General features: G+C 68.7%; 21 protein-coding genes. 11 read left to right on the top strand and 10 right to left on the bottom strand.

Annotated features, from left to right (window positions below; all coding sequences use genetic code 11):
* Positions 1-12 precede the first annotated feature (12 nt).
* Positions 13-1,776 (bottom strand): acetolactate synthase 3 catalytic subunit, encoded by a 1,764-nt coding sequence (locus tag SB786_RS13580; protein WP_410727910.1) that lies wholly within the window; start codon positions 1,774-1,776, stop codon positions 13-15.
* Positions 1,777-2,129: 353 nt separating this feature from the next.
* Here SB786_RS13580 and SB786_RS13575 point away from each other — a divergent pair, with 353 nt between their 5' ends.
* From SB786_RS13575 to SB786_RS13525, 11 genes are all read left to right on the top strand, one after another.
* On the top strand, positions 2,130-2,693 hold the full coding sequence (locus SB786_RS13575; RefSeq protein ID WP_410727909.1) for an RNA polymerase sigma factor: 564 nt from the start codon (positions 2,130-2,132) through the stop codon (positions 2,691-2,693).
* Positions 2,690-3,130: a DUF3619 family protein gene (locus SB786_RS13570; protein ID WP_006756888.1), complete on the top strand. Its 441-nt coding sequence runs from the start codon at positions 2,690-2,692 to the stop codon at positions 3,128-3,130. The genes SB786_RS13575 and SB786_RS13570 overlap by 4 nt, the downstream gene beginning before the upstream one ends.
* Positions 3,131-3,156: 26 nt before the next feature.
* The gene (locus SB786_RS13565; protein WP_410727908.1) at positions 3,157-3,921 is read left to right on the top strand and encodes a DUF3106 domain-containing protein; all 765 of its coding nucleotides are present in this window, start codon (positions 3,157-3,159) and stop codon (positions 3,919-3,921) included.
* A 6-nt stretch (positions 3,922-3,927) separates the two neighbouring features.
* The gene (locus SB786_RS13560) at positions 3,928-4,437 is read left to right on the top strand and encodes an RDD family protein (RefSeq protein ID WP_410727907.1); all 510 of its coding nucleotides are present in this window, start codon (positions 3,928-3,930) and stop codon (positions 4,435-4,437) included.
* Positions 4,438-4,679: 242 nt separating this feature from the next.
* Complete coding sequence (locus tag SB786_RS13555; RefSeq protein ID WP_410727906.1) at positions 4,680-5,618, top strand: UDP-2,3-diacylglucosamine diphosphatase; 939 nt, start codon at positions 4,680-4,682, stop codon at positions 5,616-5,618.
* Positions 5,619-5,647: 29 nt separating this feature from the next.
* Positions 5,648-6,682, top strand: coding sequence for a glycosyltransferase family 4 protein (locus tag SB786_RS13550; RefSeq protein WP_410727905.1), 1,035 nt, complete (start codon positions 5,648-5,650; stop codon positions 6,680-6,682).
* Complete coding sequence (locus SB786_RS13545) at positions 6,679-7,215, top strand: diacylglycerol kinase (RefSeq protein ID WP_410727904.1); 537 nt, start codon at positions 6,679-6,681, stop codon at positions 7,213-7,215. The genes SB786_RS13550 and SB786_RS13545 overlap by 4 nt, the downstream gene beginning before the upstream one ends.
* Before the next feature lie 194 nt (positions 7,216-7,409).
* The gene (locus SB786_RS13540) at positions 7,410-8,165 is read left to right on the top strand and encodes a TetR/AcrR family transcriptional regulator (RefSeq protein ID WP_006761186.1); all 756 of its coding nucleotides are present in this window, start codon (positions 7,410-7,412) and stop codon (positions 8,163-8,165) included.
* Positions 8,162-8,743, top strand: coding sequence for a TIGR00730 family Rossman fold protein (locus tag SB786_RS13535; protein WP_410727903.1), 582 nt, complete (start codon positions 8,162-8,164; stop codon positions 8,741-8,743). The genes SB786_RS13540 and SB786_RS13535 overlap by 4 nt, the downstream gene beginning before the upstream one ends.
* Positions 8,744-8,765: 22 nt before the next feature.
* The gene (locus SB786_RS13530; protein ID WP_410727902.1) at positions 8,766-9,527 is read left to right on the top strand and encodes an SDR family oxidoreductase; all 762 of its coding nucleotides are present in this window, start codon (positions 8,766-8,768) and stop codon (positions 9,525-9,527) included.
* A 229-nt stretch (positions 9,528-9,756) separates the two neighbouring features.
* Entirely contained in the window at positions 9,757-11,655 is a 1,899-nt protein-coding gene (locus SB786_RS13525; RefSeq protein ID WP_410727901.1) for a glycosyl transferase, read from the top strand.
* Between the two features lie 90 nt (positions 11,656-11,745).
* Here SB786_RS13525 and SB786_RS13520 read toward each other — a convergent pair whose 3' ends face one another.
* From SB786_RS13520 to SB786_RS13480, 9 genes are all read right to left on the bottom strand, one after another.
* Positions 11,746-12,363, bottom strand: coding sequence for a DUF924 family protein (locus SB786_RS13520; RefSeq protein WP_410727900.1), 618 nt, complete (start codon positions 12,361-12,363; stop codon positions 11,746-11,748).
* Entirely contained in the window at positions 12,360-13,091 is a 732-nt protein-coding gene (locus SB786_RS13515) for an alanyl-tRNA editing protein (RefSeq protein WP_006761181.1), read from the bottom strand. The genes SB786_RS13520 and SB786_RS13515 overlap by 4 nt, the downstream gene beginning before the upstream one ends.
* A 104-nt stretch (positions 13,092-13,195) precedes the next feature.
* A complete protein-coding gene (locus SB786_RS13510) occupies positions 13,196-13,606 on the bottom strand; it encodes a group II truncated hemoglobin (protein WP_006754237.1) in 411 nt (136 codons plus the stop codon).
* A gap of 43 nt (positions 13,607-13,649) precedes the next feature.
* Positions 13,650-16,154: an ABC transporter permease gene (locus tag SB786_RS13505; protein WP_410727939.1), complete on the bottom strand. Its 2,505-nt coding sequence runs from the start codon at positions 16,152-16,154 to the stop codon at positions 13,650-13,652.
* A gap of 107 nt (positions 16,155-16,261) precedes the next feature.
* On the bottom strand, positions 16,262-16,879 hold the full coding sequence (locus SB786_RS13500; protein ID WP_006759837.1) for a DUF4126 domain-containing protein: 618 nt from the start codon (positions 16,877-16,879) through the stop codon (positions 16,262-16,264).
* Between the two features lie 228 nt (positions 16,880-17,107).
* Positions 17,108-17,428, bottom strand: a complete 321-nt coding sequence (gene sugE / locus SB786_RS13495; protein ID WP_410727899.1) for a quaternary ammonium compound efflux SMR transporter SugE — start codon at positions 17,426-17,428, stop codon at positions 17,108-17,110.
* A 170-nt stretch (positions 17,429-17,598) separates the two neighbouring features.
* Positions 17,599-17,883 carry a DUF333 domain-containing protein gene (locus SB786_RS13490; RefSeq protein ID WP_410727898.1) on the bottom strand — a complete coding sequence of 95 codons (285 nt, stop codon included), beginning with the start codon at positions 17,881-17,883 and terminating at the stop codon, positions 17,599-17,601.
* Positions 17,884-18,055: 172 nt separating this feature from the next.
* Positions 18,056-18,754 carry a two-component system response regulator KdpE gene (kdpE, locus tag SB786_RS13485; RefSeq protein ID WP_410727897.1) on the bottom strand — a complete coding sequence of 233 codons (699 nt, stop codon included), beginning with the start codon at positions 18,752-18,754 and terminating at the stop codon, positions 18,056-18,058.
* Positions 18,747-21,584 carry a DUF4118 domain-containing protein gene (locus tag SB786_RS13480; RefSeq protein ID WP_410727896.1) on the bottom strand — a complete coding sequence of 946 codons (2,838 nt, stop codon included), beginning with the start codon at positions 21,582-21,584 and terminating at the stop codon, positions 18,747-18,749. The genes kdpE and SB786_RS13480 overlap by 8 nt, the downstream gene beginning before the upstream one ends.
* Positions 21,585-21,670: the final 86 nt, after the last annotated feature.

Below are 21,670 nucleotides of genomic sequence, written 5' to 3'. Positions count from 1 at the left end.
CGCGTCGCGCCGTTACAGATCTTCCGATCCGAGCAGCATCTCGGTGATGCCCTTGCCGGCCTGTACCATCGGCCAGACGTTTTCGGTCGGATCGGTCTGGAAATCGAGAAACACGGTGCGGTCCTTCAGGCGCAACGCTTCCTTCAGCGCCGGCTCCACATCCGAAGTCTTTTCGATCCGCATGCCGACATGGCCGTACGCTTCGGCGAGCTTCACGAAATCGGGCAGCGCATCCATGTACGAATGCGAATAGCGCTTGCTGTATTCGATCTGCTGCCACTGGCGGACCATGCCGAGATAGCGGTTGTTCAGCGAAATGATCTTCACGGGCGTGTCGTACTGCAGGCAGGTCGACAGTTCCTGGATGCACATCTGGATCGAGCCTTCGCCCGTGATGCACAGCACGTCGTCGTCCGGGTGCGCCATCTTGACGCCCATCGCTGCCGGCAGGCCGAAGCCCATCGTGCCGAGGCCGCCGGAGTTGATCCAGCGACGCGGCTTGTTGAAACGGTAGAACTGCGCGGCCCACATCTGGTGCTGGCCGACGTCCGAGCACACGAACGCGTTGCCGTCCGTCAGCTCCCACGCCTTCTCGACCACGTACTGCGGCTTGATGATCTCGCTTTCGCGGTCGTACTTCAGGCAGTCCTTCGCGCGCCAGCCCTCGATGTCCTTCCACCATTGCGCGAGCGCGTCGGTGTCGGGGCCATGCTCGGCCGTCTGCAACTGCTCGATCAGCTCCTTCAGCACTTCCTTCACGTCGCCGACGATCGGGATGTCGACCTTCACGCGCTTCGAGATCGACGACGGGTCGATGTCGATGTGGATGATCTTGCGCGGACGCGACGCGAAGTGCGCCGGGTCGCCGATCACGCGATCGTCGAAGCGGGCGCCGATCGCGATCAGCACGTCACAGTGCTGCATCGCCATGTTCGCTTCGTAGGTGCCGTGCATGCCGAGCATGCCGAGGAATTTCTTGTCCGACGCACGATAGCCGCCGAGGCCCATCAGCGTGTTCGTGACCGGGTAGCCGAGCAGGTCGGCGAACTGGTTCAGTTCGCGCGCCGCGTCGGCGAGGATGATGCCGCCGCCCGTGTAGATGTACGGACGCTTCGCCGACAGCAGCAACGACACGGCCTTGCGGATCTGACCCGAATGGCCTTTCGTGACGGGGTTGTACGAGCGCAGCGACACGCTCTTGACCGGCTCATACTGGCACGGCGTCTTGGAGATGTCTTTCGGGATGTCGATCAGCACCGGGCCCGGACGGCCGGTGCGCGCGATGTAGAACGCCTTCTTGACGGTTTCCGCGAGGTCGCGCACGTCCTTCACGAGGAAGTTGTGCTTCACGCAGGGACGCGTGATGCCGACGGTGTCGCATTCCTGGAACGCGTCCTGGCCGATCGCGGCGGTCGGCACCTGGCCGCTGATCACGACCATCGGGATCGAATCCATGTAGGCCGTCGCGATGCCGGTCACCGCATTGGTGACACCGGGGCCGGACGTCACGAGACAGACGCCGACGTTGCCGGTGGAACGCGCATACGCATCGGCTGCGTGCACGGCCGCCTGTTCGTGGCGCACCAGCACGTGCTGAATCTTGTCCTGCTTGTACAGCTCGTCGTAGATGTAGAGAACCGAGCCGCCGGGGTAGCCCCAGATGAATTCGACTTTTTCGTCGGCCAGTGCCTTCATGAGCACGGTACCGCCAATGGAGTCGCTATCGGGAGGGGAAAGGGGTTCCGACGTGGAGAATTCCGCGCTGGGCATGTTCATTTCGACCTTTCGAATTTTCGGCAAAAAATTGATCGGGTGCTCTCTGCCGGGCTTGTGGCTCGGGTTCAAGCGGCGCGTCCAGTTTGAAGGGCGGGCTTCTTGGGCCAGCCTCAAATGAGACCATCACTTCATGTTGCGAATCGTTGACGATAGCCGGTCATGATTGGGTCGTCAAGCAAAATATCCCGCAGCGCATCATGGCCGCCGCCCCGCGGCCCGCGGACGCGGCTCGCGCGCAACGTGGCGTGCCGTAAGCGGTGCCAAGTTGCGCGAAAATTTGTTAGCATCCGCGGGTTTTACGAAATTTTTCGACCTTTTCACACGCCGCAGTCCGCAGCGCATACCTTTACGGAATGGCATCAGACAAGGAACTCGCCGACTTTCTGGCGGGCGTCGAAAGGCGCGCGTTCAAGCAGGCTGCGTACGCCGTGCGTGACGACGATGCGTCGCTCGACATCGTGCAGGACGCGATGATCAAGCTGGCGGAGAAATACGGCGACCGGCCGGCGGCCGAGCTGCCGCTGCTGTTCCAGCGGATCCTGCAGAACACCATCCACGACTGGTTCCGCCGGCAGAAGGTCCGCAATACGTGGGTCACGCTCTTCTCGTCGCTCAACAATACGGACGACGACGACTTCGATCCGCTGGAAACGCTCGAATCCGCGGACGACAATGCGGGAGTCGAGAGCACCGAGCACCGCCTCGAGCGGGAACAGGTTCTGGCCCTGATCGACGAAGAAATCCAGAAACTTCCGACGCGTCAACGGGAAGCGTTCCTGATGCGTTATTGGGAAGATATGGATGTCGCCGAGACTGCCGCCGCAATGGGGTGCTCCGAAGGCAGCGTCAAGACGCACTGCTCGCGAGCCACTCATACCCTGGCACACGCGCTCAAGGCCAAAGGAATCACGCTATGAGCTCCGCTCCCGTAAATCGAGAATACGAATTCGCGCTGAAGGTCCGCCGCGCGCTGGACGAACGTGCCGCGGCGCTGCCTGCCGCGACTACCGACCGTCTGGCCGTCGCGCGCCGGGCCGCGCTCGCGCGCAAGAAGCCGGAACCCGCGAACGCGCCGGTGTTCGTGCCCGCCTTCGCCGGCGCGGCCGGCGCATACGGCATGCCGCCCGCGAGCCACCCGCAGGCCGGCCGCCCGTCCGCGTCGCTCGCGCGCCGACTGCTGCGTGCGTGGCCGCTCGCGCTGCTGCTGGCGGGGCTCGTCGGCATCGCGTACTGGGAAGACATGCAGCGCACCGCCGAGCTCGCCGACATCGACGCGGCGATGCTCAGCGACGACCTGCCGCTCAACGCGTATCTCGATCACGGGTTCAACGCGTATCTTTCGCGCGCACGCTAACAGACAATAACGAGGGGATCGCACGGGTGAATCAGAAACGCGGCCTGGCCGTATTTTTCGGATGCGTGATCGCGATCGCCGTTTCCTACGTCGCCACCTACTCCCGATTCAACCCGCCCCCCGCGACGGCATCCGCCACGGCCAGCAGCGCGCCCGCGCCGACCTCGGCCGCCGCCGCGCTGTCCACCGAACTCGCCCCGCTGCCCCTGCCGCTGCCGGCCGCCAACGGCCCGCTGTCGTGGGCGCGGCTGACACCCGCGCAACGCGCGGCACTCGCGCCGTTCGCCGATCAGTGGGACGGCTTCAGCGATGCGCGTAAGCGCAAATGGCTGAAGATCGCGTCGCGTTTCGCGAAATTGACGCCTGATGAACAAAAACACCTGCAGGACAGAATGTCCGAATGGGCGCGGATGACGCCCGAGCAGCGTCGCGTCGCACGCGAGAATTACCAGAGCGCGAAGGAGCTGTCCGCGCAGGCGCGCGAGCGCGCGTGGAAGGCCTACCAGCAATTGCCCGAAGAACAGAAGCAACGCCTCGCCGCGACCGAGCGCCGCCGCCGGCCGAGCGTGGTCAGCGCGCCGCCGACCGTCGCCGACCGCGATGTGCGCCGCCTCGTCAATTCGCACGAGCATCCGGCGAGCAACGTCGCGGCGGCGCCGGCGCCCGCATCGGCCGGTGCCGGCGTGCCGCCCGCCGCGTCATCCACGTCCGGTATCCCGCCTGCAACCGCACCGGCCGTCGTCACGCCGGTGTCGCCGGCCGACGCGCCGTCGATGTTCAAGGGTTCCTGAACGGCGGTGGCGAGCGCCCCCGCACCCCAGGCCCCGGCCGTCGCCGCGCCGTCCGTGCGGCGGCGCGTCGCGGCGATGCTGTACGAGGCCGTGCTGCTGTTCGGCGTCGTGTTCTTCGCGGGCCTCGCATTCAGCCTCGCGACGCAGCAGCGCAACGGCCTCGTCCATCACGACCTCCTCGCCGCGTGGATCGCGCTCGTCGTCGGCGCGTATTTCGTCTGGTTCTGGACTCACGGCGGCCAGACGCTGCCGATGAAGACCTGGCGGCTGCGGCTCGAATCGTCGAGCGGCCGGCCACTGAGCGCCGTGCATGCGCTCGTCCGCTATGCGCTCGGCTGGCTGTGGTTCCTGCCGCCGCTCGCGCTGCATCCGCTGCTCGGCCTGTCGGTGCCCGTCACGCTCGCGCTCGCCGCCGCGTGGATCGTCGCGTGGGCCAGCGCCGCCCGCCTGCACACCGATCGCCAGTTCCCGCATGACCGCCTCGCGCGCACGCGCGTCGTCGCGATTCCGCGCTGACGCGCTGACGCGCCGCGCGGTTCGCGCATCCATCAGACGAAACCCGTCGAAACCGCCCGCAGGGCCGCCCCGTGCGGCTTGCCCGATAACGTCAGGCCCGTCGGTTCGGCACGCTACACAACTCTGCTCCATTCACTGCTAAACGCGCCGCGACGACAGTAATAAGAACGTCTCGTGACTGTCACGGTAGGGTCACGCCCACATGGCGCAATGCCGGTAATGTCAATCGGCGCGAGTCATGCATGGGCCAGAAAACGTCCGCGACCTCCCTGTTCCGTCAACCGCTCGGCGCCCGCGCCGTCACCGCCTTCGTGTCCGGCGCGGCCGCAACCGATGCCCTTTCGACGCATGAGCCGCCGGCCGCGCACGCGACGCAGCATGACGACCCCGAACCGTCCGCGCATCGCTATCGCACGATCTGGCTGTCCGACATCCATCTCGGCTCCAGCGGCTGCCAGGCGCCGTACCTGCTCGACTTCCTGCGCCACAACGATTCGGAGTACCTGTATCTCGTCGGCGACATCATCGACGGCTGGCAGCTGAAGAAGGGCTGGTACTGGCCGCAGGCGCACAACGACGTGGTGCAGAAGGTTCTGCGCAAGGCGCGCAAGGGCACGCAGGTGGTCTACATCCCGGGCAACCACGACGAAGGCGCGCGGCAGTTCTGCGATCTCGCGTTCGGCGACATCCAGGTGCGCGGCGAGGCGTTCCACACGACGCTCGCGGGCAAGCGTCTGTGGATCGTGCACGGTGACCTGTTCGACGGCGTGATCCAGCATGCGAAATGGCTCGCGTATCTCGGCGACACGCTCTACACGCTGATCCTCGTGCTCAACCGCTGGTTCAACCGGATCCGCAGCCGGCTCGGCTTCCAGTACTGGTCGCTGTCGCAGTACCTGAAGCACCAGGTGAAGAACGCGGTGAACTTCATCTCGCAGTTCGAGACCGTGATGACCGACGAAGCGCGCCGCCGCGGCTGCGACGGTGTCGTGTGCGGGCACATCCATAAGGCGGAGATCCGCGACATCGACGGCGTGCTGTACTGCAACGACGGCGACTGGGTCGAGAGCCTGTCCGCCCTCGTCGAAACGATGGAAGGCGAACTGAAGATCGTCTACTGGACGGCGATGCGCACCGCGCCGTCCGCAGCCCCGTCGCGCAAGGCCAAGGCCACCGCCTGACACAACTCCACTTACAGGACACAGCCGCGATGAAGATCATGATCGTCACCGATGCATGGGAACCGCAGGTCAATGGCGTCGTGCGCACGCTGAAGAGCACCACCCGCGAACTCACCGCGCTCGGCCACCGGGTCGAAATGCTGACGCCGCTGGAATTCCGCACGGTGCCGTGCCCGACCTACCCCGAGATCCGCCTGTCGATCCTGCCGTACCGCAAGCTGCGCGCCCGCATCGATGCGTTCGCGCCCGACGCGCTGCACATCGCGACCGAAGGCCCGCTGGGCCTCGCCGCGCGACGCTATGCACGCTCGCGCAAGCTGCCGTACACGACCGCGTATCACACGCGCTTTCCGGAATACGTGCAGGCGCGCTTCGGCATCCCGCTGTCGGCGACCTACAAGTTCCTGCACTGGTTCCACGGGCCGTCGCTCGCGGTGATGGCGCCGACCCCGGTCGTGAAGCAGGATCTCGAGAAGTTCGGATTCACGAACGTCGTGCTGTGGACGCGCGGCGTCGATCTGGACATCTTCCGGCCGATGGAGTCGAAGGTGCTCAACACCGCGCGGCCGATCTTCCTGTACGTGGGCCGCGTCGCGATCGAGAAGAACGTCGAGGCGTTCCTGCGTCTCGACCTGCCCGGCTCGAAGTGGGTCGCAGGCGAAGGCCCGGCGCTCGCCGAGCTGAAATCGCGTTATCCGGAAGCGAACTATCTCGGCGTACTGTCGCAAGCCGAACTCGCCAAGGTGTATGCTGCGGCCGACGTGTTCGTGTTCCCGAGTCGCACCGACACGTTCGGCCTCGTGCTGCTGGAGGCGCTCGCGTGCGGCACGCCGGTCGCCGCTTACCCGGTGACGGGCCCGATCGACGTGCTCGGCGGGGGCGCTGCCGGCGCGATGCACGAAGACCTGCAGGAAGCCTGCCTCGAGGCGCTGAAGATCGAACGCGAGACTGCCCGCGCATGGGCCGAGCGCTTCTCGTGGCGCGCGGCGTCCGAGCAGTTCGCGTCGCATCTGAAGCCGCTGCCGAAGACCGCGTACTCGCCCGCCGAAGGTGCCGCCGTTTGAAACGAGACCTGAACGACAAGACCCCCGCCGCTGCCGCGACAGCGCAACTGCATCATCCGTTCGACGAAGAAGAGCCGCACGCCGACGCGGATGTGCACACGCACGAACCGCTCGGCCCCGACGATCGTCTGGCGCCGCTGCCGCCGAACCCGTACAAGCGCCACCGCGGCATCACGCGCGCGTGGTACGCGCTCAAGCATTCGCTGAACGGGTTTCGCGTCGCGATCCGCGAGGAAAGCGCATTTCGCCAGGAGCTCACGCTCGCCGCGCTGATGCTGCCGATCGGTGCGTTCTCACCGGTCCCGGCCGCATCGCGCGCGCTGCTGATCGCGTCGGTGCTGCTCGTGCTGATCGTCGAGCTGCTGAACTCGAGCGTCGAGGCCGCGATCGATCGCATCTCGCTGGAGCGCCACGAACTGTCGAAGCGCGCGAAGGACCTCGGCAGCGCGGCGGTCACGGTCGCGCTGTTCGCGTGCGTGACGACGTGGGGCTTCGTGCTCGGCCCGGTCGTCGCGCGCTGGCTGGGCTTCTAGCGGCATCCGCGGCAGCGCCGCCGTGCGGCGGTGCACCATGCGCCGGCAACGCGCCGCGATCACGAAATGCGCCCGTTGTCAGGAAACAGCGGTTTATAATCGTCCGCCAGACATAGAACAGCAACCCGCGCCGGACGAATCTCGCAGCATCGATTGCAGCGCCCGCCAGTCCGGCACACACAGGGCCGGACGACATGGAAGCGAAACCTCCCCGCCGCACCCGCGAACGGATTCTCGAGTTGTCGTTGAAACTCTTCAACGAGATCGGCGAGCCGAACGTCACGACCACGACGATCGCCGAGGAAATGGAAATCAGTCCAGGCAACCTGTACTACCATTTCCGCAACAAGGACGACATCATCAACAGCATCTTCGCGCAGTTCGAGCAGCAGATCGAACGGCGGCTGCGCTTCCCCGAAGATCACCGTCCGACGATCGACGAGACCTGGTCGTACCTGCAGTACATGGCTGACTTCATGTGGACCTACCGGTTCCTGTATCGCGACCTCAACGACCTGCTCGCGCGCAACCGCACGCTCGAGACGCACTTCAAGCAGATCATCAGCCACAAGGTGCGCTTCGCGCACGACATGTGCGAACTGCTCGTGTCCGACGCCGAAATGGTCGCGACGCCGGCCGAGATCGAAGTCATCGCCACCAACATGGCCGTGATCTCGACGTACTGGCTGTCGTATCAGTACGTGATGCATCCGCGCAAGTACAACGATCAGGACGCGATCCGAGAAGAGCTGCACCAGGTGAGCATGCACGTGATCTCGGTGATGGCGCCGTACCTGCGCGGCCGTTCGCGCCAACTGTTCGACGATCTCGTCTCCGGCAAGCTGCCCAAGCGCCAGTTCACCGACTACCTGCCGCCGCGCGACGGTTCGCCCCGCCCCGCCGGCAGCCCGGTCACCACCCGGCCCGCCGCGAAGGATACGAAACAATGAAGGCAGTGTGTGTTTACTGCGGCTCGTCGTCCGGCGTGCGGCCCGTCTATGCGGACGCCGCGCGTGCGTTCGGCCGCGCTCTTGTCGATGCGGACCTGACGCTCGTCTACGGCGGCGGCCGTGTCGGACTGATGGGCGTGATCGCCGATGAAGTGATGGCGGCCGGCGGCCGTGCGGTCGGCGTGATCCCGGAGCTGCTCGTCGACAAGGAAGTCGGTCATACCGGGCTGTCCGAACTGCACGTCGTGCCCGACATGCACCACCGCAAGAAGATGATGGCCGACCTCGCCGACGCGTTCGTCGCGATGCCCGGCGGCGCCGGCACGCTCGAGGAACTGTTCGAGGTCTATACGTGGGCGCAGCTCGGCTATCACCGCAAGCCCGTCGCGCTGTACAACATCGATTCGTTCTACGATCCGTTAATCGCACTGCTGCGCCACACGGTCGACGAAGGCTTCATGCGCCCGACCTACTTCGATGCGCTGTGCATCGACGCCGAACCGCTCGCGCTGATCGAGCAGTTGCGCCGCTACCAGCCGCCCGTGCGCGACAAGTGGGCGTCCGACGCGGCCAAGTAACGCTTACGGAGAGCCACGCACGATGCCCGCACCGTCCGATCGCAAGGTCGTCCTGATCACCGGCGCGAGCCGCGGCATCGGCCGCGCGAGCGCCGTGCTCGCGGCCAAGCGCGGCTGGGACGTCGGCATCAACTACGCGCGCGACGCGGCGGCCGCCGAACTGACCGCGCAAGCCGTTCGCGACGCCGGCGCACGCGCGTGCGTCGTCGCCGGCGACGTCGCGAACGAAGCGGACGTCATCGCGATGTTCGACGCAGTCACGGCGGCGTTCGGCCGCCTCGACGCGCTCGTCAACAATGCGGGGATCGTCGCGGCGTCGATGCCGCTCGCCGACATGCCGGTCGACCGGCTGCGGCGGATGTTCGACACCAACGTGCTAGGCGCTTACCTGTGTGCGCGCGAAGCCGCGCGCCGGCTGTCCACCGACCGCGGCGGGCGCGGCGGCGCGATCGTCAACGTGTCGTCGATCGCGTCCCGGCTCGGTTCGCCGAACGAATACGTCGACTACGCGGGCTCGAAGGGCGCGATCGATTCGCTGACGATCGGCCTGGCGAAGGAGCTCGGCCCGCACGGCGTGCGCGTGAACGCGGTGCGCCCCGGGCTGATCGAGACCGAAATCCATGCAAGCGGCGGCCAGCCGGGCCGCGCGGCGCGTCTCGGCGCGCAGACACCGCTCGGCCGTGCGGGCGAAGCGCAGGAGATCGCCGAGGCGATCGTCTGGCTGCTCGGCGACGCGGCGTCATACACGACGGGCGCCCTGCTCGACGTCGGCGGCGGACGATAATCGACCGCGCAGGCGCCCCGACGCGCCGACTGAAACATTCCTCTGCTCACGACACCACAAATCTCCACAATATCGTGACCCTTTCAGTAAACATTCGTAACACTTCCATGCTCTACTAGCGCCAAGCCTGAAACGGTCGGTCATCCGGCTGCCTTTCTCGCCTTGATGTGCCCCTTATTGGTTCCGGCCCATGTCGCCGGACCGGCTTGACCCGACCGAGATCTTTTCCATGCCCGGAACCGCAGCACCCGGCCGGCGACGCACGTCCTCCGTGCCCGCCTCGGCCACGCCCGCCCAATCGCCCGCCGATCCCGCCCCCCACGCGACGCTCAATGCCGCCGGCACGTCCGCCGTGGCCGGCGCGAGCGCGACGAACGGCGCCGACGATCGCGTGCTGCGGCTCGGCTGGCGCGTCTGGCTGCTGGTCGCCGCGCTGGTCTGCGCGTATACGCTGCCGGGCGTGCTCGGCCACGATCCGTGGAAGCAGGACGAAACCTATACGTTCGGCATCATCCAGCATATGCTCGAGACGGGCGATTTCGTCGTGCCGACCAACGCCGGCCTCCCCTTCATGGAAAAGCCGCCGCTCTACGCGTGGGTCGCGACGAGCCTCGCGTGGCTGCTGCAGCGCGTGATGCCGCTGCACGACGCGGCACGGCTCGCGAGCGCGCTGTTCGCCGCGCTTGCGTTCGGCTTCATCGCACGCGCGGCACGCAGCGCCAGCCGCGCCCACGGCTGGCTCGACCTGCGCGTGGTCGGCCCCGTCGTGCTGAGCGCGGGCACGCTCGTCGTCATCAAGCACGTGCACGACATGATGACGGACGTCGCGCTGTTCGCCGGCACGGCAATGGCCTTCTGCGGCCTGCTCGAGCTCGTGATGCAGCACGTCGCGCGCGCGCAGCAGATGCGGCATGCGCTGCCGATGCAGCCGTCGGGCCGCTGGGCCGCGCCGATGTTCGGCGCGGGGGTCGGCATCGCGCTGATGGCGAAGGGGCTGTTCGTGCCGCTCGTGTTCGCGGCCACGCTCATGGGCACGCTGGTGCTCTACCCCGCCTGCCGTACGCGCGCGTTCGCGCGCTCGCTCGGGGTCGCCGCGCTCGTGTTCGCACCGTTCGCGCTGATCTGGCCGACCGCGCTGTTCCTGCGCTCCGAGACGCTGTTCATGACGTGGTTCTGGGACAACAACGTCGGCCGCTTCTTCGGCTTCTCGGTGCCGGAACTCGGCGCGGAAAACGACAAGCCGTTCTTCATCCTGCGTGCGTTCCTGCTCGTCGGCTTCCCGGTCGCGCCGCTCGCCATCGTCGCGCTGGCGCGCGGCGCATGGCGTGACTGGCGCGCGCCGCGCGTCGCGCTGCCCGTGCTGTTCCCCGGCATCGGCCTCGCGGTGCTGCAAGTGTCCGCGACCTCGCGCCAGCTCTACATCCTGCCGTTCTTCGCGCCGCTCGCGCTGGTCGCCGCGCAGGCGATCGAACGCCTGCCGCGCGGGCTGCATCTCGCGTGGGATTACCTGAGCCGCCTGCTGTTCGGTAGCGCTGTCGCGCTCGCGTGGGTGATCTGGGCGGTGATGGCCGATCCGCGCGCATCGCGAACGAGCCTCGCCCCGCTCGGTCGCTGGCTGCCGCTCGACTGGACGATGCCGATCGTGCCCGGGTTCGTGATCGGCGCGCTGGTGCTGACCGTCGGCTGGCTGTGGCTGCTGCCGAAGCTGCGCACGACCGGGCTGTGGCGCGGCGCGCTGTCGTGGGGCGCGGGCGCGCTGGTGGCGTGGGGCCTCGTGTATACGCTGCTGCTGCCGTGGCTCGACGTCGCGAAGAGCTACCGGTCGGTATTCGACGACCTGAACGCCCATCTCGCGCTCGAATGGAGCGACGGCGACTGCATGGCGAGCCTGCACGGGCTCGGCGAATCGGAAGCGCCGATGCTGTACTACTTCTCCGGGATCCAGCACACGCCGATCGACGACGCGAAGACGACGCGCTGCACGTGGATGATCGTCCAGGGCGTGCGGGCCGTCGATCCGGCGCCGGGCAGCGAATGGAAACTGTTCTGGACCGGCGCGCGCCCGGGCGACAACGAGGAACTGCTGCGCGTCTACGTGCGCACGCCGGAAAAACAGGCAGCGCCGTGATGCAACGCGGCGCCGCGCAACGGCGCCGTCGTGATCTCCGGCCCGGCGCCCGAGCGCGGCGTCACGCCCGGCGCGCCACCGCCGCGCACGTCAAAACGACGAACCGGGCTCGCGCAGGAATGCCGCCTCTTCGTCGGTCGACGCGCGACCGAGAATCGCGTTCCGGTGCGGGAACCGGCCGAAGCGCTCGACCACGGCCGCATGGCGCAACGCGAAGTCGTGATAGCTCTCGCACCCGGCCTCGCCGCGAATGCCCGCGCACAGCCGCACGGCCTCGTGCTGGCTCTCACGCGACTCGTCATGTTCGAACGGCAGGTACGCAAACGCGCGGTGATGGCCGCTCGGCAGTTGCGCGTCCCATCCGGCCGCGACGACGCGCCGTGCGAGCGCCAATGCCTTCGGATCGGCGGCGAATGCGCGCGGCGTGCCACGATGAATGTTGCGCGAGAACTGGTCGAGGACCACGATCAGCGCGAGCGCACCAAGCGGCGTGGCGGCCCACCGATCGCACGCGCCGTCGCATGCGGCGTCGAGCAACGCGCCGTAGCGCGTGCGCAGCACGTCGTCGAACGCCGCGCCGCCGTTGAACCACACCTTGCGCGCGTGGCCGAACTCGGCCGAACCCGGCTCGCCGAACCAGAAATCGAGAATCTCGCGCGCTTGCGGATCGAGCGCCGCGGCGTTGTGCGTCAGGTTGTCGATCGTCATGCAAACTCCAGTACGACGCGCCGTGTCCGCGCGCTCTTCTTTTCAAGTTTGGCGACCCGCAGGTCGCCGATTTCCGACGTATTGCGCACGTGCGTGCCGCCGCACGGCTGCAGGTCGACGCCGGCGATGCGCAGCAGCCGCACGCGGCCCAGCCCCATCGGCGGCTTCACGCTCATCGTGCGCACGAGCTCGGGCCGCTCGGTCATCTCCGCGTCGGTGATCCATTCGGTCGTGACCGCATGCGCGCCGCGCACCAGTTCCGCGAGACGGCGCTCGACGTCGGCGCGGTCGATCGCGTCGGACGTCGCGAAATCCAGCCGTACGTAGTCGGCCGTCACGCTGCAACCGTCGACCGGGTACGGCAGCACCGCGCACATCAAGTGCGCGGCCGTATGCAGCCGCATGTGCCGGTAGCGGCGCTGCCAGTCGATGCCCGCGACCACGCGCGCGCCGGGCGCGAGCGCCGCGACGCGTGCTTCCTGGCCGGGCGCGGGCACGTGCACGGCGTCGTCGGGCGTTGCGCCGTCGAACTTCGCCTTGCGCGTGTCGGCGATCGCGATCGTGCCGCCGTCGGGCAGCGTCAGCATGCCGCTATCGCCGGCCTGCCCGCCGCCGAGCGGATAGAACACGGTGCGATCGAGCCGGATGCCGTCATCGCCGACCGCCGCGACGACGGCGTCGCATTGCGTCAGATAGGCATCTTCGCGAAACAGGGCCGGGGTCGTCATCGGGGGAACCTCGTATCGATCGGGGAAACAGTCAGTGTCGCGCCGCACCGGACCGGCGCCCAGACGCAGATCGTCGGGTGTCCGGACAGCGGCGTACCGGTCGATCAACCGGGCCGGTTGCGCATCCAGTCGGCCGTGTCGTAGAACGAATGCATGAGCCGCTCGCGCAGCGGCTCGGGCAAGCCGGTGTCCTCCATCGCCCACGCCATGCAGCGCAGCCACTGGTCGCGCTCGACCGACGCGATCGGGAACGGCAGGTGCCGTGCGCGCAAGCGCGGGTGGCCGAACCGGCTGATGTAGTGGTCGGGGCCGCCGAGCCAACCGCACAGGAACCAGAACAGCTTGTCGCGCGAGCCGTCGAGCGACGCCGGATGCAACGCGCGAATCTCGGCGAACTCGGGCTCGAGGTCCATCAGGTCGTAGAAACGGTCCACCATCTCGCGCACGCGGGCTTCGCCGCCCACGAGCTCGAACGCCGTCGGCTGCGACGGCGCATCATCATTCACATCGGTCATTACGGATAATCGGAAACGGGATATTCGGGGCCGCCGGCGACGCTCAGGCGTCGCGCAGCGACTGCAGCGCGGGGCGCCGCAACACATTATGCAGGCTGAGCCACCCGGCCGCACCGGCGCATGCGACGCCGGCCGCGATGCCGGCCGGCACGAGCCACGGATCGACGGCGAGCTGGAAGTCGAACACGCGCGATGCGAGCACCCAGCCGACCGCGATCGCGCCGGCCGACGCCAGCGCGCCGGCGAGCGCGCCCACCACGATGAATTCCGCGCGCTGCACCGCGTTGACCTGCCCGCGCGACGCGCCGAGCGCGCGCAGCAGCGCGGCCTCGTGCACACGCTCGTCGCGCGAGCCGGCGAGCGCCGTGTACAGCACGAGCACGCCGGCCGCGAGCGTGAACGCAAACAGGAACTGCACCGCGCCGACCACCTGCAGCATCATCCGCTGCAACTGCGCGAGGATCGGCGCGACGTCGATCGCGGTGAGGTTCGGGTAGCGCGCGATCAGCGGATCGAGCAGCGCCGCGTGCTCGGCCGGCAGGTGGAAGCTCGTCAGGTAGACGGCCGGGAAATCCTTCAGCACGGGCGGCGGCATCAGCACGAAGAAATTGACGCGGAACGAGCCCCAGTCGAGCTTGCGCACGCTGGTGATCGGCGCATCGACCGTCAGCCCCGTCACGTCGAAGCGCAATGTATCGCCCGGCTTCACGTTCAGTATCTTCGCGAGCCCGTCCTCGATCGAGATCTCCGGCCTGGACGAGCGGCCGAACCAGTCGCCCGCGACGATCCGGTTGTCGGACGGGAGCTCGGTCGTATACGACAGGTTGAATTCGCGGTCGACGAGCCGGCGCGCCTCGTCCGACGGATACGCGTCCGGGTTCACCGGCTTGCCGTTGATCGCGACGAGCCGGCCGCGCACCATCGGCGCGGGCACCGCGTCGCGCACGCCGTGCGCGGCGAGCCACGCGGCGACGTCGTCGCGCTGGTCGGGCTGGATGTCGATCAGGAACTGGTTCGGTGCATCGGGCGGCGTCGACTGCCGCCAGCCGGCGACGAGGTCGTTGCGCGTGATCGCGATCAAGAGCAGGCACATCAGGCCCAGCGCGAGCGCGGTGATCTGCAGCGCACTCGCCGTGCCGCGTCGGTGCAGCGACGCGAGCGCGTAGCGCCAGCCGATGCCCGCGGCCACTCGCCCATTGCGCACCGCGCGCGCCGCCGCGTACAGCACGAGCCGCGCGATCAGCGAGAAACCGACCAGGGCGCCGGCGAACCCGCCCGCGACGATCAGCCCGAGCTTCAGGTTGCCCGCCGCGACGATCAGCAACCCCGCGAACAGCACGACGCCGATCGCATACGCGGCCCACGCGATACGCGACGCGTCGCCCCAGTCGCGCCGCAGCACGCGCACCGGCGGCACGCGCGTGAGCGGCGCGAGCGGCGGCAGCGCGAAGCCGAGCAGCAGCACGAGCGCGGCGCCGACGCCGACCAGCGCGGGCCAGAGGGTCGGCGGCGGCAGCGCAACCTCGATCAGGCCGCCGAGCGCAGCCAGCAGCGCCCAGTGGCCGCCGTAGCCGAGCACCGCGCCCGCGATGCCCGAGACGATGCCAATGCCGGCGAATTCGAGCGCGAACAGCGCGCCGAGCGTGCGGCGGCTCACGCCGAGGCAGCGCATCGTCGCGCAGCCGTCCAGATGACGCCGCATGTAGCGCTGCGCGGCCATCGCGATCGCGACCGCGGCGAGCAGCGCGGTCAGCAGCGCGACGAGCGTCAGGAAATGGCGCGCGCGATCGAGCGTCTGGCGCACCTGCGGCTGACCTTCCTGCAGCGACTCGAGGCCGACGCCGCGCAGCTTGCCGCCGTCGACGCGCCCGTGCGCGTAGGCCTCGAAGCGCGCGACGGCCGGCGCGTCGCCGGCAATCAGCAGCCGGTACGTGACGCGGCTGCCGTAGCCCGTGAGCCCGGTCGCGGCGAGTTCGTCCGCGCGCATCATCAGCCGCGGCGAGAAATTGACGAACGAGAAGCCGCGATCGAGCTCGCGGGAGATCGACGCGGCGACCGTGAACGTGCGCAGCCCGACGCGCACGGTGTCGCCCGGCTTCAGATGCAACGCATCGAGCAGCGCGGGATCGGCCCAAACGGTGCCGGGCGCGGGAATCGCGCTCGCCTTGTGCGCGGCGCTCGCGCCGGCGGGCACGATCTCGACCGCGCCGCGCAGCGGATAGCCGGGCGACACGGCCTTCACGGCCGCGAGGCGCGCGGGTGCCGCGCCGCTCGCCGGCCCGCCGGCGGCCGACGCGATCATGCTCGGGAAGATGGCCGTCGTCGCGGTGCGCAGCCCGAGTGCGCGCGCCTCGCGATCGAACGACGGATCGACGGGATGGTCGGCACGCACGACGAAATCGGCGCCGAGCATCTGGCGCGCGTCGCGCTCGAGCCCCTGGCGCAGCCGGTCGGCGAAAAACCCGACGCTCGTGAGCGCCGCGACCGCGAGCACCAGCGCGAGCACGAGCAGCGTCAGCTCGCCGGCACGCCAGTCGCGTGCGGTCATCCGCGCGGCCTGATGGATCAGGTCGTGCCAGCCGAAGCGGCCGGCATGGCCGGGCCGCCCGGCCGGCGAAGGGTCAGCGTGCTGTCGCTCGGCGGGTGACGGCGCCTTCAATCGCGCTTGCCCCCGATCGAGTTGAGCCGCGTCACCATGTGGTTCGCCATCCCGCGGAACCCGCCGGACACGCCGCGCCACAAACGCGGCAGCGCCCACGCCGACGCCGCGATGAACGCCGCGAGCAGCACGAGGAACGCGAGCGGAACGAAAAACGCGAGCGCGAGGCCGCCGAACACGAGCCCGTCCTCGGTAGACGACGCGACCCAGTTGGAGATCGGTTCCGGAGACAAGTTGATCAGCGCGCGCGTGCCGGCCTTCGCGACGTGCGCGGCGCCGGCGAGCGAACCGCCGGCCAGCCCGGCGACCGCGAGCATGGTCGGGTCGGCATGGCCGAGCGCGCCGGCGGCCAGCACCGCGCCGGCCGGAATGCGGATGAACGTATGCACGGCGTCCCACAGCGAATCGAACGCGGGAATCTTGTCGGCAAGGAATTCGGTGACGGCGAGCACGGCGGCGGCGCCGATGACCCACGGCGAGGTGAGGACGGCCAGCGTATCGGGCAGATGAAGCCAGCCGACCCGCGCGAGCACGCCGGCGATCAGAACCGTCAGGTAAAGGCGCAGCCCGCTCGCCCACGCGAGCCCCGCGCCGAGCGAAATGGCTTCGATCATGGCCCTCTCCTTGCACGTGCCGTGCGATTTGCCGATTGATCGGATCGAGTCGATATGACCGGACGCGCGGCGCGTGGCGACCGGCTCCGCCTGCCGCGAACGGCGCAACGGCATTCAGGCCCGAATGCGTTCCATTATAGACAGGCTATCAGGCAGGCCGCCGCAATTCCGCGGTGCGTCACGGCCGGGCGCGGGCGCGGGCGCCGGCCGGCGCCCGGCATGTCGGCATCAGGCAGCCGACGACAGTTTCAGGCCGACCAGCCCGAGCACAATCAGCGACGCGCTCGCGACACGGGCGACGGTCAACGCCTCGCCCATCATCACGATCCCGAATATGAACGCGCCGACCGCGCCGATACCCGTCCACACCGCATACGCGGTGCCGAGCGGCAGTTGGCGCATCGCGACCGCGAGCAGCCCGAAGCTCGCGAGCGCCGTCATGATCGTAAACACCGACGGCCCGAGTTTCGTGAAACCCTCGGACGATTTCATGCCTGCCGCCCACGCCACTTCCAGCAAACCGGCGATCAACAACAATATCCACGCCATCTCGACCTGCTCCGTATCGGATGGGGCCGTCCCCGTTGAAGCGAATGACCCGGGGTCGTCCCCGGGCGGCGCCGAGTATAACAAGCGGCTTACAGGTATGCAGGATGCCCATATTGAGAATCGGGCCGGAGCATGGTCCGGCCGCGGCGGCCGCGGCGGCCGCGCCGCGCTCAGTTCGACACGCGCTTGGCGCCGACACCGCCGACGCAGCGATCGTCGCGGTATAGCGCCCATTCGTCGCACACGCGGCCGTCCTTGAACACGCACATCCCGACCTGACCGCTCGGCAGGTTGCGGATCATGTGGCGGCCGCCGAGCTTCACGCAGTTGACCGACGCGGGATTGGCAAGCGCCGCTTGCGGCGCCGAAGGCTGCTGCCCGGGCGGCAGCGGCTGCGAGAACGCGCCGGACGCGGCAAGCGCCAGCGCACCCATGACGACCAGACGGACGGACATTGCACGCTCCTCGGTTTCGTTCGCGCAACGGTCAGCATAGCGGGGAATGCCTGGCGGGTGTGCGCGGCCGGCGCATGCAGAGGCGATGTCGCGCCGATGCAACTTCACCGGCGGTCGGCCTTGCATTCCGGCCGCATCGCGCGGCGGGCATCACACCGCGATCATGCAGCGATCACACGGCGCCGACGAGCCGATAGCCGACGCCCGTCTCGGTGACGATGTGCTCGGGCTGTGCGGGATCGCGCTCCAGTTTCTGGCGCAGGTGCGCCATGTAGATGCGCAGATAGTGGTGGCTCTCGACATGCGACGGGCCCCACACGTCGCGCAGCAGCTGGCGATGCGTGAGCACGCGTCCTGCGTGCCGCACGAGCGTCGCGAGCAGCCGGTACTCGAGCGGCGTCAGATGCACGATCTCGCCGTCGCGCCACACCTGGCGCATCGCGAGATCGACGCTCACGGCGCCGAAGCTGACCTTCGGCGATTCGTTCGCACCGCCCTGGTTGCGCCGGCGCAGTTGCGCGCGGATCCGCGCGCGCAGTTCGGACACGCCGAACGGCTTGGTCAGGTAGTCGTCGGCGCCCGCGTCGAGCGCGGCGACCTTCTCGTCTTCCTGCGTGCGCGCGGACAGCACGATCACCGGCACTTCCGACCAGCCGCGCAGCTCGCGGATCACGTCGAGGCCATCGGTATCGGGCAGGCCGAGGTCGACGATCACGAGATCGGGCTTGCGGGTCGCCGCGTCGATCAGCCCCTGCTTGCCCGTCTCCGCCTCGAACACGGCGATGTCCTCCTCTTCGAGCGCGGCGCGCACGAAACGGCGGATCTGTTTTTCGTCCTCGATCAGGACGACGGTCAGGCTCGGTTCACTCATGGTCTGGCAAGGGCTCGGAGGGTGACGATGCGCCGGGCACGTCGAGGTCGTCGTCGGGTACGGCAGGCACGGCCGGCGGCGTGTCGACCGGCAGCGTGAACCAGAAGCGCGCGCCCGTCACGCGGCCGTCGGGCCCGGTCCGGTTGAGCGCGCCGATTCTACCGCCGTGCGCCTCGACGATCGCGCGGCAGATCGCGAGGCCGAGCCCGATGCCCGGCGTCGCCGATTCCTTCTCGCCGCGCGTGAACTTGTCGAAGATGCGCGTTTCCATCCCGCTCGGCAAGCCCGGGCCGTGATCGTCGACGTGCACGCGCACGAACGGGCGCCCGTCGTCGGTCACACGCTGCGCGCCGATGTCGATCGGCGTGTCGGCCGGCGTGTACTTCGCCGCGTTCTCGAACAGGTTCGTGAACAGCCGCTCCATCAGCACCGCGTCCATCTGCAGGAGCGGCAGGTCGGCCGGCAGCGACACGCGCGCGGGATGCTGCGCGAGCACGCGCTTGCACGCGGCGAGCGCGGCGCCGACGGTTTCCTCGAGCAGCGACCACTCGCGCTTGAGCTGCACGCTGCCGGCCTGCAGCCGCGCCATGTCGAGCAGGTTCGTGACGATGCCCGTCATCCGCAGCGCCTCGTCGTGGATCGCGTCGACGAGTTCGCCTTCGCGCTGCGCGGAGCGTTCGGCCGCCGGCGTGTGCGGCGCGGCCGCGCGCGCGTTCGCGAGCATCGACGAAAAACCGACGATCGTCGTGAGCGGCGTGCGCAGGTCGTGCGAGATCGCCGACAGCAGCGAGTTGCGCAGCCGCTCGGATTCCATGTTGACGAGCGCATCGCGCGCGATCTCGACGTAGTGCACGCGTTCGAGCGCGAGCGCGATCTGCGCGGCGAACGCATCGAGCATGCGCAACTGCTCGGGCACCTCGAGCTCGCGCGGATCGCGCGACGCCACCGCGAGCACGCCGCGCGTGCGCATCGGCGCCTTCAACGGCAGGTACAGCGCGGTGGTCGCGGGCAGCGTGTCGGTGCCGCGCCCGGCCGGCTTCTGCTGGTCGTACACCCACTGGCCGACGTCGCTGTCGAGATCCGCGCCCGTCAGCGTGACGACCGCGTCGGGTTCCTCGATCTTCTGCCGCACCTGGTCCGCGCTGTCGGGCAGCAGGAACGCGACACGCGCGCGGAACACCTCGCCCACGTGGCGGCTGCCGATTTCGACGATCTGCTCGGTCGTCAGCGCCGCGCCGAGTTCGCGCGCCATCGCGTAGATCGCGCCGGTCCGGCGCTCGCGGTGCTGCGCGACGCTCGCCTGGCGCGTCAGCGTCGACGTCAGGTGGCTGATCACGAGCGACGTGAGCAGCATCCCGAAGAAGGTCAGCAGGTATTGCGTGTCGCTGACCGAGAACGACATGCGCGGCGGCACGAAGAAGAAGTCGAACGCCGCGACCGACAGGAACGACTGCAGCACGCCCGGGCCGCGCCCGAGCCGCACGGCCGAGAACACGACGCCGAGCAGGTACAGCATCACGAGGTTCGTCAGGTCGAGCCGTGCGGACACGACGCTCGCGACACCGGTGATCGCCGCGCAGATCGCGGCGGCGTACAGATAGTGTTGCAGCGGCGAACGCCGCGTGCCGAGGTGCGCAAACGCATCGCGCCAGTCGCGTGCGCTCGCGTCGAGCGGCACCGCGCGCACTTCGTCGCTCGCCGACGCACGGATCAGCATCAGGTCGACGTCGCCCGCGCGTTCGGCGAGCTGTTCGCCGAACGGCCGCGCGAAGCGGCGCGCGAGCCCGACCTTCGACGAGCCGCCCGCGACGATCTTCGACACGTTGCGCACCTTCGCATAGCCGATCAGCGCGGCGACCGCGTCGTCGCCGGCGAGCGTGGCCGTCTCCGCGCCGAGCTCGGCCGCGAGCTTCAGCGCATCGAGCGTGCGCTGCCGCCGCGCGGCGGGCAGCCGCTGCAGCCGCGGCGTCTCGACGTACACGGCGATCCAGTCGGCCTTCACGCTCGCGGCGAGCCGCGCGGCCGCGCGCACCAGCGTCGGCGCCTCGGGGCCGGGCCCGACGCACACGAGCAACCGCTCGCGCGCCTGCCAGATGCGCTGGATCGAACGGTCGGCGCGGTACTCGCGCATCTGCGCGTCGACGCGATCGGCCGTGCGCCGCAGCGCCAGTTCGCGCAGCGCGATCAGGTTGCCTTTGCGGAAGAAGTTGCGCACCGCGCGCTCGGCCTGCTGCGCGAGATACACCTTGCCGTCGCGCATCCGCTCGAGCAGCTCCTCGGCCGGCAGGTCGACCAGCGTGACCTCGTCGGCCGCGTCGAACACGCGGTCGGGCACGGTCTCCCACACGCGAATGCCGGTGATCGCGCCGACCACGTCGTTCAGGCTTTCGAGGTGCTGGACGTTGACGGTGGTGTACACGTCGATGCCCGCATCGAGCAGTTCGTAGACGTCCTGCCAGCGCTTCAGGTGACGCGCGCCCGGCACGTTCGAATGCGCGAGCTCGTCGACGAGGATCAGTTGCGGCGCGCGCGCGAGCGCGCCGTCGAGATCGAATTCGGCGAGCGTGCGGCCGCGATGGTCGATGCGCGCGAGCGGCAGCACGTCGAGGCCGTCGAGCAGCGCGGCGGTTTCGCCGCGGCCGTGGGTCTCGACGATGCCGACCACGACGTCGACGCCGTCCTGCAGCCGCTGGCGCGCGGCCTGCAGCATCGCGTAGGTCTTGCCGACGCCCGCGGACGCGCCGAAGAAGATCTTGAGCTGGCCGCGCCGCTGCTTTTCTTCGTCGCGCTGCAGCTTGTCGAGGAGTTGATCGGGATCGGGGCGGTTCATGCGTGACGAAGGCGAAGCGCCGGATTGCGCGCGAGTATCGGCATTGTGGTTCCAAATCGCCGCAAAAGGCAAAGACGGCGCAGGCG

Source organism: Burkholderia sp. SIMBA_062 (assembly GCF_046534765.1).
Taxonomy (GTDB): Bacteria; Pseudomonadota; Gammaproteobacteria; order Burkholderiales; family Burkholderiaceae; genus Burkholderia; species Burkholderia ambifaria.
The sequence above is the reverse complement of the archived record's forward strand: the minus strand, read 5'-3'. Positions and strand labels throughout refer to the sequence as shown.

Bases quoted from the DNA above. Each gene is read 5' to 3' on its own strand.
- SB786_RS13580 (WP_410727910.1), bottom strand. From the start codon at position 1,776: ATGAACATGCCCAGCGCGGAATTCTCCACGTCGGAACCCCTTTCCCCT.
- SB786_RS13575 (WP_410727909.1), top strand. From the start codon at position 2,130: ATGGCATCAGACAAGGAACTCGCCGACTTTCTGGCGGGCGTCGAAAGG.
- SB786_RS13570 (WP_006756888.1), top strand. From the start codon at position 2,690: ATGAGCTCCGCTCCCGTAAATCGAGAATACGAATTCGCGCTGAAGGTC.
- SB786_RS13555 (WP_410727906.1), top strand. From the start codon at position 4,680: ATGGGCCAGAAAACGTCCGCGACCTCCCTGTTCCGTCAACCGCTCGGC.
- SB786_RS13550 (WP_410727905.1), top strand. From the start codon at position 5,648: ATGAAGATCATGATCGTCACCGATGCATGGGAACCGCAGGTCAATGGC.
- SB786_RS13540 (WP_006761186.1), top strand. From the start codon at position 7,410: ATGGAAGCGAAACCTCCCCGCCGCACCCGCGAACGGATTCTCGAGTTG.
- SB786_RS13535 (WP_410727903.1), top strand. From the start codon at position 8,162: ATGAAGGCAGTGTGTGTTTACTGCGGCTCGTCGTCCGGCGTGCGGCCC.
- SB786_RS13530 (WP_410727902.1), top strand. From the start codon at position 8,766: ATGCCCGCACCGTCCGATCGCAAGGTCGTCCTGATCACCGGCGCGAGC.
- SB786_RS13525 (WP_410727901.1), top strand. From the start codon at position 9,757: ATGCCCGGAACCGCAGCACCCGGCCGGCGACGCACGTCCTCCGTGCCC.
- SB786_RS13520 (WP_410727900.1), bottom strand. From the start codon at position 12,363: ATGACGATCGACAACCTGACGCACAACGCCGCGGCGCTCGATCCGCAA.
- SB786_RS13515 (WP_006761181.1), bottom strand. From the start codon at position 13,091: ATGACGACCCCGGCCCTGTTTCGCGAAGATGCCTATCTGACGCAATGC.
- SB786_RS13510 (WP_006754237.1), bottom strand. From the start codon at position 13,606: ATGACCGATGTGAATGATGATGCGCCGTCGCAGCCGACGGCGTTCGAG.
- SB786_RS13505 (WP_410727939.1), bottom strand. From the start codon at position 16,154: ATGACCGCACGCGACTGGCGTGCCGGCGAGCTGACGCTGCTCGTGCTC.
- SB786_RS13500 (WP_006759837.1), bottom strand. From the start codon at position 16,879: ATGATCGAAGCCATTTCGCTCGGCGCGGGGCTCGCGTGGGCGAGCGGG.
- sugE (WP_410727899.1), bottom strand. From the start codon at position 17,428: ATGGCGTGGATATTGTTGTTGATCGCCGGTTTGCTGGAAGTGGCGTGG.
- SB786_RS13490 (WP_410727898.1), bottom strand. From the start codon at position 17,883: ATGTCCGTCCGTCTGGTCGTCATGGGTGCGCTGGCGCTTGCCGCGTCC.
- kdpE (WP_410727897.1), bottom strand. From the start codon at position 18,754: ATGAGTGAACCGAGCCTGACCGTCGTCCTGATCGAGGACGAAAAACAG.
- SB786_RS13480 (WP_410727896.1), bottom strand. From the start codon at position 21,584: ATGAACCGCCCCGATCCCGATCAACTCCTCGACAAGCTGCAGCGCGAC.